Below are 11,828 nucleotides of genomic sequence, written 5' to 3' on the forward strand. Positions count from 1 at the left end.
TACAAGTGCGCCCCAGACCACAAGCCGCGCCCGGACCTTGATGGTCATGGCAGGGGGCACCGGCGGCCATATCTTCCCGGCGCTCGCTGTCGCCAAGGAAATGCAGTCGCGCGGCTGGACCGTGGTATGGCTGGGGGCAAAGGGCAGGATGGAAGCCGAATTGGTGCCTCGCCACGGCATTCCTATCGAACTCCTCGCTATTGGCGGCGTACGTGGGCAAGGAATGGTACGCAAGCTGGTGCAACCGTTCGAGCAAGCCGTCGCGCTATGGAAGTCGGTCGCCGTCATCTTCCGCCACCGGCCCGATGCCGTGATCGGCTTTGGCGGCTTTACCGGCTTCGCGGGTGGGTTGGCCGCCACGTTGTTGTGGAAACCATTGCTCATCCATGAGCAAAACTCGGTGGCCGGTCTGACCAACAAGGTCTTGTCCCACCTTGCCGACTACGTGCTTACCGCGTTTCCAAACGCCTTTGCTGCACGCGGCACCCTGGTGGGCAACCCGGTACGACCAGAAATTGCAGCGCTGCCAGCACCGGCCGAGCGCTTCGCCAGCCGCAGCGGACCGCTACGCATTCTGGTGGTGGGGGGCAGCCTGGGCGCAACCGCATTGAATACCGTTGTACCACAAGCGCTGGCCTGCATCCCTGCCGAGCAGCGACCACAAGTCATACACCAAGCAGGCCACAAGCAGCTTGAAGCATTGCGTAACAACTACGTGGACGCCGGCGTAAGCGGCGACTGCGTGGCATTCATCGACGACATGGCCCTAGCCTACGGCGACGCCGATCTGGTGATCTGCCGGGCCGGGGCGCTGACCGTAGCCGAACTAGCTGCTGCAGGCGTGGCATCCATCCTAGTGCCCTATCCCCATGCCGTGGATGACCACCAGACTGGCAATGCGAAATATCTGAGCGATGCCGGTGCCGGCATCCTCGTCCAGCAGAGCGACCTCACGCCTAAATGGCTTGCGGCGCAACTGACTGAACTAACACGCGAGCACCTCGTGAATATGGCCGAGGCAGCCAGAAACAAAGCCTTGCCCGCCGCCACACAGGTGGTAGCAGACATCATTGAGGAAGTAACCGCATGAAACACAAGGTCAAACGCATACACTTCGTCGGCATCGGTGGTGCCGGCATGTGTGGTATTGCGGAGGTCCTGCTGAATCTGGGCTTTGACGTATCGGGCTCGGACCTTGGCGAGAGTGCCGTTACATCGCGCCTGCGCGAGGCTGGCGCCATGGTCTTCTTTGGCCACGATGCCGGTTACCAGCAGCATGCCGACGTAGTCGTCACCTCCACAGCCGTCAAAGCCGACAATCCGGAAGTGTTGGCGGCACGCGCGCGCCAAGTACCGGTGATCCCACGTGCCATGATGCTGGCCGAACTGCTGCGCTTCCGTCAGGGCATTGCCGTGGCAGGTACACATGGCAAGACTACCACTACCAGCCTGATTGCTTCGATCCTGGCCGAAGCGGGCCTGGATCCAACCTACGTCATCGGCGGCAAGCTCACCGCAGCCGGCAGCAATGCCAAACTGGGCAGCGGCGACTTTATCGTTGTGGAAGCCGATGAGTCCGATGCGTCCTTCCTGATGCTCAAACCGGTGTTGGCTGTCGTTACCAATATCGATGCCGACCATATGGACACCTATGGACACGACTTCGTCAAACTGAAGCAGGCCTTCCTCGACTTCCTCAGCCACTTGCCGTTCTACGGCCGGGCAGCGCTGTGCATCGACGACCCGAATGTACGCGCCATCCTGCCGATGGTGTCGAAACCCGTCACGACCTATGGGGTCAGCGCCGACGCCACGTTGCGTGCTGAAAACATCGTCGCCCTGCCCGGCGGCCGCATGCGATTTGATGCTGTCTGGAAGAACGGTATCGAATACCGCATTGAAATCACGCTGAATGCGGCCGGCCACCACAACGTGCTGAACAGTCTGGCGGCCATTGCCGTCGGCTTGGAAGTCGGCGCGTCTGAAACCGCTATCCAGAAAGCCCTGAACGACTTCGGCGGCGTGGGCCGGCGTTTCCAGCACTACGGCGACACAAGCCTGCCGCAAGGCGGTAGCGTCACCGTGATCGACGACTACGGCCATCACCCTGTTGAGATGGCCGCCACACTGGCTGCCGTGCGCGGCGCGTACCCCGAGCGGCGCTTGCTGCTGGCGTTTCAGCCGCATCGCTATAGCCGCACGCGCGACTGCTTTGAAGACTTCGCCCGCGTGTTGTCGACTACCGACGCACTGGTGCTCACCGAGGTGTATGCCGCCGGAGAGTCTCCCATTATCGCCGCCGACGGTCGTGCGCTGACGCGCGCCGTGCGCGTACACGGTAAGGTCGAGCCCCTTTTTGTTGAAGACGTTGCCGACCTGTCGGCAGCCATTCTGGAACACGCCCGCGATGGCGATGTGATTATCACCATGGGTGCCGGCTCCATCGGCGGCATCCCTGCCAAACTGGTAACAAAAGCATGAACAAGTACGGAAAAGTCGCCGTCGTCTTTGGCGGCACCTCGGCAGAGCGCGAAGTGTCGATCATGAGCGGCACCGGTGTGCTGAACGCTTTGCAAAGCCGCGACGTTGACGCGCATGCTTTCGACCCAAAAGACAAGCCACTCTCAGTACTGAAGGAAGAAGGCTTTAACCGTGCCTTTCTGATTTTGCATGGTCCCGGCGGTGAAGACGGCACCATCCAAGGCGCGCTCGATTGCCTCAACATCCCCTACACCGGATGCGGTGTGATGGCTTCGGCCATCGGCATGGATAAGCTGCGCACGAAATTGCTTTGGCGCGCACTGGGCTTACCTATCCCGGCTTTCGAACTGCTGGATGAGCACAGCGATTTCGCGGCGGTAGAGGACAAGTTGGGATTGCCCTTATTCGTCAAGCCCGCTACCGAGGGTTCCAGCATCGGCGTGATCAAGGTCAAAACCAAGGGCGAGCTGAAGGCCGCCTTCGAAGAAGCACGCAAATACGACCGGCTGGTATTGGCCGAGCAATTTATTGGCGGCGGTGAGTACACCGCGCCAGTGCTGGGTGATGCAGTCAAAGGCTACAACGTGCTGCCGATGATCAAGATCGAACCGGCTACCGAGTTCTACGACTACCAAGCCAAGTACTTCCGTGACGATACGGTCTATCGCTGCCCCTGTGGCCTCACTCCTGCCCAGGAAGCCGAAATCGCCGAGCTGGTGAAACAAGCCTTCTGGGCAATTGGCGGTGAAAGTTGGGCACGGGTGGACTTCCTGATGGATGAAGCTGGCAACCCCTACCTACTGGAAGTCAACACGGCCCCCGGCATGACCAGCCACAGCCTCTTTCCCATGGGCGCCAAGGCTGCCGGAATGAGTTACGAAGACCTGGTGCTGAGCATTCTCGACACCACGCTAAAGGCATAAGGATGCAAGCAAGCCATTCCCTCCAACCCAGTACGTACTTCCCTGTTACAGGGCGGGACGTTGCTACGCCGTTCGAGCGTGCCGCTGACGAGCGGCAGCGAGGCCACCTCACGGCGGTGAGGGCAGGGGGAGTGGGAGTCAATCACGGACACATGGCAGAGCTAGCAAACCGGTTAATCCCGACGGGCTACGCCCGATGCTTGCCAACGAGTTCGAGAAACGTCGTCATCGCACTGACGAGCAAAGCGAGGTCCCCTCGCCGGCGGGCGAGGGCGGAGGGAGTGGGATTCGATCACGGACACATGGCAGAGCTAGCAAACCGGTTAATCCCGACGGGCTACGCCCGGCGCACGCAGCAGGCAATCCAGCTAGGAGCCCGCCATGTGGGATAAACCACAAGCCCTCAACTGGCTCTCCAACCTCTTGATTGCGCTGGCCGTGCTGCTGTTCTTGTACGCCGCATTGCTGGTCGTTGTGCACTCACCGTTGTTTCCGGTTCGGCAGATCAAGGTCGAAGGCAGCTTGTCGCATGTTACACGCGAGCAACTCCAATACATCGTGAAGAACGAGCTCAAGGGCACCTTCTTTACCCTGGATTTGAACAACACCCGCTCAGCTTTCGAAAAACTACCGTGGGTGCGCCAGGTCAACTTGCGCCGCCGCTGGCCCGACAGGCTGGACGTGGCGATCGAAGAACACACGGCGCTGGCCCGATGGGGTTCGGTTGGTCTCTTGAATACCCATGGCGAGCGATTCGACGCAGCCAGCAACGAGTCGCTACCTGTACTGGAAGGCCCGGAAGGCAGCGAGTTCGAGATGGCGCAGGGCTATGTCGGCTTTCGCGACCAGTTGATGACTATTTCACGCAAGCCCAGCCATATCTGGCTTTCGCCTCGGCGAGCCTGGCGGCTGCAACTCGATGAAAAATTATTGGTGGAAATCGGCCGGGATAACCCGGAGCAGCGGCTGGCCAAGTTTGTTGAGGCCTATCCGCGCACCTTGGCTGTAATCAGTCGTCCGATTTCTTATGTGGATTTGCGTTACCCGAATGGGTTTGCAGTACGGCTTCCTGATGGCGTACCTCTGCCTAAGCCAAAGCCCAAACCCGCCCCCAAGACAACTTGATGTGGGAAGGTAACGAATAGTGCATTTGGAGAATGACGGTGAATAAACCGAACACAACGAAGAACCTGCTGGTCGGGCTCGACATTGGCACCTCGAAGATCGTGGCGCTGGTGGCCGAAGTATTGCCCGATGGCCGTATGGAAATCATCGGCCTTGGGCAGGCTCCGTCCAAAGGATTGAAAAAAGGCGTGGTGGTGAACATCGAATCAACCGTTGGGGCCATCCAGCGCGCGCTGGAGGAAGCCGAGCTGATGGCGGACTGCAAGATTCGCGAGGTATTGACCGGCATTGCCGGCAGCCATATCCGCAGTTTCAACTCGCACGGCATGGTCGCAATCAAGGACAAGGAAGTCACCCAGGCCGATGTTGACCGCGTAATTGAGACAGCGCGTGCCGTCAATATTCCTACCGAGCACCAGATCCTGCACATCCTGACCCAGGAATTCATCATCGACGGACAGGAGGATGTAAAGGAGCCACTGGGCATGAGCGGCGTACGCCTGGAGGTAAAGGTTCATATCGTCACCGGCGCCATCAGCGCGGCGCAGAACATCACCAAGTGCGTGCGCCGATGCGGCCTGGAAATGAATGATCTGATCCTACAACCCTTGGCCAGCGCGATGTCGGTGCTGAGCGAGGACGAGAAGGAACTGGGTGTCTGCCTGATCGATATCGGTGGCGGCACAACCGACATCGCCGTGTTCTGCGATGGCGCCATCCGCCACACGGCGGTGATTCCCATTGCGGGTGATCAGGTTACCAACGATATCGCCATGGCTTTGCGCACGCCTACCAAGGAAGCCGAGGACATCAAGCGGGCCCATGGGGTGGCCCTGCGTCAGTTGGCAGACCCGCAGCAAATGATTGAAGTACCCGGTGTGGGCGAGCGTGGACCGCGCCAGCTCAATCGCCAAACCCTGGCTGAAGTCATTGAGCCACGGGTTGAAGAGTTGTACAGCCTTGTTCAGGCCGAACTACGCCGCTCCGGCTTTGAGGAGCGGCTTTCTAGCGGCATCGTTATCACCGGTGGTTCGGCCCAGATGCAGGGCATGGTCGAGTTAGGCGAAGAAGTGTTCCACCTGCCAGTGCGTTTGGGCGTGCCCAAGTACGTAGGCGGACTAGCAGAAGTAGTGAAAAACCCACGTTTTTCTACCGCTGTAGGTTTGTTGGTACTGGGCAGGCAGCAGGCCCAGCGCAATGGTTACAAAACAATGCAGGGAGCCAGTATTGGTGGCCTGTTAGAACGCATGAAGACGTGGTTTCAGGGGAATTTCTGAGTCGAAGGTCGGCGGCCAAAACCGTTGGCACTTTTTAAGTAGTTAGTTCGGGCAAAGAGGAGAGAGCAATGCCTATTTCGTTTCTGGAAGCAGCGCAGGATATTGCACCAGTCGCCAGAATCAAAGTGATTGGTATCGGTGGTTGTGGCGGTAACGCTGTCGATCACATGATTAATTCTGGCGTTACTGGCGTGGAGTTCATCTGCGCCAATACCGATGCCCAGGCGTTAAAGCGCAATCGCGCCGACAACGTGGTGCAATTGGGCAGCAACCTGACCAAGGGCCTGGGTGCAGGCGCCAACCCGGACGTTGGCCGGGCGGCAGCAGAGGAAGATCGTCAACGCATCGCCGACATGATCGAAGGCGCCGACATGATCTTCATTACCGCCGGCATGGGCGGTGGCACTGGCACGGGCGCTGCGCCCATCGTGGCGGAAATCGCCCGTGAACGTGGCATCCTGACAGTGGGCGTGGTAACTCGCCCATTCGCGTTCGAAGGCAAACGCCAGAAAGCGGCACAAGCAGGTATTGAAGAGCTGAACAAGTATGTCGACTCACTGATCATCATCCCGAACGACAAGTTGATGCAGGTGCTGGGCGATGATGTGTCCTTCAAGGATGCCTTCAAAGCTGCCGACGACGTACTGCGCGGTGCGGTTGCAGGCATCGCAGAAATCATCAACGTACCCGGCCTCGTGAACGTGGACTTTGCCGACGTGAAGGCTGTCATGACCGAAATGGGCATGGCCATGATGGGTTCGGCACACGCCGAAGGCGTGGACCGTGCCCGTATCGCCGCAGAGTCTGCCGTCGCCAGCCCCTTGCTGGAAGATATCAGCCTCAATGGCGCACGTGGCGTATTGGTCAACATCACTGCCGACTACAGCCTGAAGATGCGTGAAGTGCATGAAGTGATGGACACCATCAAAGCGTACACCGCTGACGATGCACGCATCATCTTCGGCACCGCCTTTGACGAAAATATGGGCGACAAGATCCGCGTGACCCTCGTGGCTACCGGGCTAGGCGGACATGAGTCGAAAAAGTCGCCGAATCTGCATATCGTGCAACGTACCGGCACCGACGACGCTGGCATGCCGAATTACGACGAGCTGGATGTACCTGCTGTTATGCGCCGGAATCAGCGTGGCAATAACAACGGTGGCGGCTTGGCGGTCGAATCTCACCGCAGCCCGGCATTTTCGGGTGGTGACATGGACATTCCGGCATTCCTGCGTAAACAGGCGGATTGATCCGGATGGGAGAACGTCTACTGTGCACCCCGGTTTCCAGCTCGTGAAGCTCGCCGTACATTGTGTGCGACGAAGCCTTCTAAGCATGACCCGGGGGGCGCGTGACGGTGCCTAGGCATTGAAACTGGCTGGTAATGCAGTGTGGCACGGTGTCTGTTCACGATGTACCGTGAGCAGGTTATTGGCGCTGTCTGCCTAATGCCGCCATAGTAAGGTTCAATCAACATCGAATTTGCCATACGGTAAACTTGAGGCTTTGTTGCCTCTGGCGTTATGCATTCCCTTGTTCCTTATCCTCTTATCAAAGGAGGAGACGGGATCACGCAGCGCGCCTGGCGCGGTAAGTTAATTTGAGCGCCCTGTCATGATCAATCAACGTACGCTGAAGTCACCGATTCACGCTGTAGGCGTAGGACTGCACTCCGGTGAAAAAGTGGAACTCACCCTCTCGCCGGCCCCTGTCGATACCGGCATTGTGTTTCGACGCGCCGATCTACCCGAACAGCCTGCCTTCAAGGTGGGGCCGGACCTCGTCAATGACACCCGCCTCTCCTCCACGCTGGTCAAAGACGGAGTCCGCGTAGCCACAATCGAACATCTGATGTCTGCCTTTGCAGGGCTTGGCATCGATAACGTATTCGTGGACGTGACGGCATCAGAAATGCCCATCATGGACGGCAGTGCCGCACCTTTCCTGTACCTGATCCAACAAGCGGGCGTGATAGATCAGAAAGCCAAGAAGCGCTTCGTACGTGTAAAGAAAGTTGTTGAGGCCGTTGATGGCGACAAATGGGTTCGGCTTTCCCCGCACGAAGGCTACAAGGTCAAGCTAACCATCGAATTCAAGCATCCCGCTTTTCAAAAAGCCGCCCAGTCGGTGGAATTGGATTTCGCCGACACCTCGTATATCAAGGAAATCGCCCGGGCTCGCACGTTTGGCTTTATGCATGAAGTCGAATACATGCGCACCAACAACCTTGGCCAGGGTGGCAGCATGGAAAACGCTATCGTGCTGGATGAATACAAAGTATTAAATCAGGAAGGCCTGCGCTTTGAAGATGAATTTGTCCGTCACAAAGTGCTGGATGCGATTGGTGACCTGTATATCCTTGGCCACCCGCTCATCGCCAGCTTCGAAGGCTTCAAATCCGGCCACGCCATGAACAACAAACTGCTACGCGCCTTGCTAGCCGACCGGGATGCTTGGGAGTATGTCAGCTTCAACAGCCCAGACGAAGCTCCCAGCGCTTTTCATCAATACACCCCGGCTAGAATCTAATCCGTGTTCCTGCTGCTACGTATCCTATTTGTCTTCCTTGTATTAGCTTGGGCTTTCTGCTTTTGGAAAGTACGCCGTACCGCAGATCCATATTGGCGTCGTGCCAGAAGGTGGGTAATTGGCGCTGGCATTGCTGCTTTACTCATCATGGCGATTGGGCTGTTTATAGAGCGCTTGATGCTGACGTAAACCGGTTCTTATTCATCTTTTGCATTTGAGGAAAGCTACTTTCTAACGCTGGCACGCCATTCCAAGACACCTCTTTATTTAACCTTTCAGCGCCTGTGATCACAGGCGCTGTTTGTTTTCCAGCACCGGACAAACATCACAACTCCCTCAGGTAAGCCTACGCAAGCATCCATTCACATAGCAAAACGGTACCTAGAGATCACCACTTCGCCGTTACGACTGCAAAGAACCTGTGTAAGCCCTATATATATTGGTGTGATGCTGATCGCCATCGAGTCACCTGGGAAATCATGCCGGCTCTGCTTAACCACACTGACGAGCAATTATTCCGTCGTATAGTTGAAGACGCGGAGGAAGGGATTTGGCTGGTCGACAACACCAGTCATACCCGTTACCTGAATGCCAGGATGGCGCAAATCTTGGGTGGGCAGGCCGAAGACATCATGAATCGACCAATCTGGGACTTCATCTACGACGATGAAATCCCCGTGGTCCAACGGCATCTTGAGCGCCGCCGCCAAGGCAAGCATGAAACCTACGACCTCCGCTTTCGCCGGCTTGATGGGGAAGAAATATGGACGCAGATGTGTACTGCCCCCCTTTGGGACGCGGAAGACAGCTACGAAGGAGAAATTGCCTTTGTCAGAGACATCAGCTGGCGACGTGAAGCCGAGCAGCGCTTTGCCGAAAGTGAGCGAGCCAACCAAGCTGTATTTGAGCATAGTGGCACCATCAAGTTGATTATCGACCCGAAGGATGGCCGAATTGTTGCCGCTAATGCAGCAGCCTGCGCCTTTTACGGGTATGACGCCGAGACCTTCAGCCAGCTCAACATCAACCAGATCAACACGCTGAGCCCCGAGGAAATCCAAACACAGCTGACCCGCACGACAGAGGAGGAAACCTTCTACTTCCAGTTTCGCCATCGGTTGAAAAGCGGCGAGATACGCGATGTGGAAATTCAGTCTTCCGCCATTGACCAAGCAGGGCGCACGCTGTTGCATTCCATCGTGCATGACATCACCCCGCAGAAGTCTGCCGAGCACTGGCTGCGGATAACACAATACAGCGTGGAGCAGGCACGCATTGCCGTGGTATGGATTAATGCCGCGGGGAAAATCAACTACGCCAATCGCTATGCGTGTGAACTAGTCAATTGCCCGCATACACAACTTATCAACGAACCGATCTGGCACTTCAATCTGGGCATCAGCGAATTGAATTGGCCCAATTTGTGGGAAAGTATCAAGACCACCGGTGCGCTACGTCAGCGGTCCGAAGTCCTACGTATCCCTTCCACCTTGATCGACATCGAAGTACACGCCTCTTACCTGAACTTTGAAGGCGAAGAGTTTATGGTGTCCTACACGCTCGATATCAGTGAGCAGGTACAGGCCGAAGGCATGCTCAACATGCAGCATGATGCATTGGAGGCCGTGGCTGCTGGTTATAACATCTCGCATCTGCTCAAATTGCTCGCACAAAGGATGGAGATACTGACCAAGGACGCCTTCTGCTCGATTTTGCTGCTGGAAGGCGATCAATTATTCACCGGCGCAGCTCCCAGCCTGCCCGAAAGCTACAACCAAGCCATCAACGGCTTGCGCATCGGCCCAACGATTGGTTCTTGCGGCACTGCCGCCTATTTTGACCGCAGCATCGAAGTCTGCGATATCGCCACCGACCCCCTGTGGGAAAATTTCAAAGACTTGGCTCTACAGCATGGGCTTGCCGCTTGCTGGTCCACGCCGATACATGCCAGCGACGGCCGGGTGCTGGGCACCTTTGCCCTCTATTTTCGTGAAAAGCGTGGTCCCAGTGACTATCACCGCCGCGTAGTAAGTGCCTGTACTCATCTGGCCGGTATTGCAATTGAACACCGCGCAGCCGAAGCGCGTGTACATACCCTCGCCTTCTACGACAGCCTTACTGGCCTGCCCAATCGCACCCTGTTTGCCGACCGGGTGGAATTGGCTTTGGCGCGAGCCCAGCGTGACGCTACCCAACTGGCGCTGCTGTTTATCGATCTGGACCGCTTTAAGACCATCAACGACTCGCTGGGCCACGCCATCGGCGACAGACTGCTGCGGACCATTGCCAAACGCCTGGCAGTACTGGTGCGCGACTCCGATACGGTCTGCCGCCTTGGCGGCGACGAGTTCGTACTGTTGCTACCCGAATGCGATATGAGCGGCGCAGCCACCATTGCCGAAAAGCTGATTATTTCCGCCGCCGAACGTGTGGAATTCGACGGCTTCGTTCTAAATCCATCGGCCAGCATCGGCATCAGCCTTTACCCCAGCGATGGCGAGGATTACGACACCCTGCTCAAGAATGCCGATACCGCCATGTACAGGGCCAAGGAAGGCGGCCGTAACGCGTACTGCTTCTATCACTATGAAATGAATCAGAACGCATCGGCCCGGCTCAAGATGGAGGCCGGGTTACGCGTGGCATTGGCCCGCAATGAACTCCTGCTTCACTACCAACCGCAAGTCTATATCGATGGCGGCCGGCTGCATGGGTTGGAAGCGCTAGTCCGTTGGCATCACCCGCAATGGGGCATGGTGTCACCCGCCGAGTTCATTCCAGTCGCCGAGGAATGCGGCATGATTGATGAAATCGGCACCTGGGTGCTGGATGAAGCCTGCCACCAGATGGCTGAATGGCAAAAACAAGGAATCGCGATACCACGCATCGCCGTAAACCTGTCGGTGCGCCAGTTCCGCCATGACAATGTGTATCAACGGGTCGTCGAAACCTTGGATCGCCACAGCCTGAAACCCAATCATTTGACCCTGGAAATTACCGAAAGCCTGATGATGCAGCGCGATGATGACACCCTCAACGTGTTACGCGCGCTTGATAGCATGGGCATCACCCTGGCAGTGGATGACTTTGGCACCGGTTATTCCAGCTTGGGCTACCTCAAGCGATTCCCCGTCAGTGAATTGAAACTCGATCAAAGCTTTGTGCGCGACCTGAGCGAAGACCAGGACGACCGGGCCCTAGCCAGCGCCGTGATTCGCATCGGCCAAAGCCTGCGGCTGAAAGTCGTGGCGGAAGGGGTGGAAACCGCCGAACAATTGGCCTTCCTGCAAGGCGAAGGCTGCGATATCGCCCAGGGTTACCACTTCGCCAAACCCATGTCAGCCGCGGCCTTGGTGATTTGGGTGCAGGAATGGGAAAAACGGCTGCCCTAGCTTAGAACCTGTCTAAAGACTCGCGAGCTAGGGCGAGACAAAGCGAAAACAGCCGAGGAAGTGGAGTTTACGAGTGGTAAATGAGCATTCCGAGGGTG

Annotated in this window: 8 protein-coding genes; all 8 read left to right on the top strand. The window is 57.3% G+C overall.

From position 1 onward, the window contains the following. The first annotated feature begins 40 nt into the window (after window positions 1-40). The 8 genes from murG (at window position 41) to CSQ89_RS03930 (ending at window position 11,730) form a co-directional block, all read left to right on the top strand. Window positions 41-1,090, top strand: coding sequence for an undecaprenyldiphospho-muramoylpentapeptide beta-N-acetylglucosaminyltransferase (murG, locus tag CSQ89_RS03890; RefSeq protein ID WP_099404909.1), 1,050 nt, complete (start codon window positions 41-43; stop codon window positions 1,088-1,090). Next, window positions 1,087-2,481: a UDP-N-acetylmuramate--L-alanine ligase gene (murC, locus tag CSQ89_RS03895; protein WP_099404877.1), complete on the top strand. Its 1,395-nt coding sequence runs from the start codon at window positions 1,087-1,089 to the stop codon at window positions 2,479-2,481. The genes murG and murC overlap by 4 nt, the downstream gene beginning before the upstream one ends. After that, window positions 2,478-3,404 (top strand): D-alanine--D-alanine ligase, encoded by a 927-nt coding sequence (locus tag CSQ89_RS03900; RefSeq protein WP_099404878.1) that lies wholly within the window; start codon window positions 2,478-2,480, stop codon window positions 3,402-3,404. The genes murC and CSQ89_RS03900 overlap by 4 nt, the downstream gene beginning before the upstream one ends. A gap of 381 nt (window positions 3,405-3,785) precedes the next feature. After that, window positions 3,786-4,529, top strand: coding sequence for a cell division protein FtsQ/DivIB (locus tag CSQ89_RS03910; protein ID WP_099404880.1), 744 nt, complete (start codon window positions 3,786-3,788; stop codon window positions 4,527-4,529). A 38-nt stretch (window positions 4,530-4,567) separates the two neighbouring features. Continuing rightward, window positions 4,568-5,806 (top strand): cell division protein FtsA, encoded by a 1,239-nt coding sequence (gene ftsA, locus CSQ89_RS03915; protein WP_233202957.1) that lies wholly within the window; start codon window positions 4,568-4,570, stop codon window positions 5,804-5,806. A gap of 68 nt (window positions 5,807-5,874) precedes the next feature. Further along, a complete protein-coding gene (gene ftsZ / locus CSQ89_RS03920; protein ID WP_099404882.1) occupies window positions 5,875-7,059 on the top strand; it encodes a cell division protein FtsZ in 1,185 nt (394 codons plus the stop codon). Between the two features lie 367 nt (window positions 7,060-7,426). Continuing rightward, window positions 7,427-8,338 carry a UDP-3-O-acyl-N-acetylglucosamine deacetylase gene (gene lpxC / locus CSQ89_RS03925; RefSeq protein WP_374701303.1) on the top strand — a complete coding sequence of 304 codons (912 nt, stop codon included), beginning with the start codon at window positions 7,427-7,429 and terminating at the stop codon, window positions 8,336-8,338. Window positions 8,339-8,817: 479 nt separating this feature from the next. Further along, on the top strand, window positions 8,818-11,730 hold the full coding sequence (locus CSQ89_RS03930) for a sensor domain-containing protein (protein ID WP_099404884.1): 2,913 nt from the start codon (window positions 8,818-8,820) through the stop codon (window positions 11,728-11,730). Window positions 11,731-11,828: the final 98 nt, after the last annotated feature.

Origin of the sequence: Chitinimonas sp. BJB300 (assembly GCF_002735695.1) — a bacterium.
GTDB lineage: Bacteria > Pseudomonadota > Gammaproteobacteria > Burkholderiales > Chitinimonadaceae > Chitinimonas.

Bases quoted from the DNA above. Each gene is read 5' to 3' on its own strand.
- murC (WP_099404877.1), top strand. From the start codon at position 1,087: ATGAAACACAAGGTCAAACGCATACACTTCGTCGGCATCGGTGGTGCC.
- CSQ89_RS03930 (WP_099404884.1), top strand. From the start codon at position 8,818: ATGCCGGCTCTGCTTAACCACACTGACGAGCAATTATTCCGTCGTATA.
- CSQ89_RS03900 (WP_099404878.1), top strand. From the start codon at position 2,478: ATGAACAAGTACGGAAAAGTCGCCGTCGTCTTTGGCGGCACCTCGGCA.
- ftsZ (WP_099404882.1), top strand. From the start codon at position 5,875: ATGCCTATTTCGTTTCTGGAAGCAGCGCAGGATATTGCACCAGTCGCC.
- murG (WP_099404909.1), top strand. From the start codon at position 41: ATGGTCATGGCAGGGGGCACCGGCGGCCATATCTTCCCGGCGCTCGCT.
- CSQ89_RS03910 (WP_099404880.1), top strand. From the start codon at position 3,786: ATGTGGGATAAACCACAAGCCCTCAACTGGCTCTCCAACCTCTTGATT.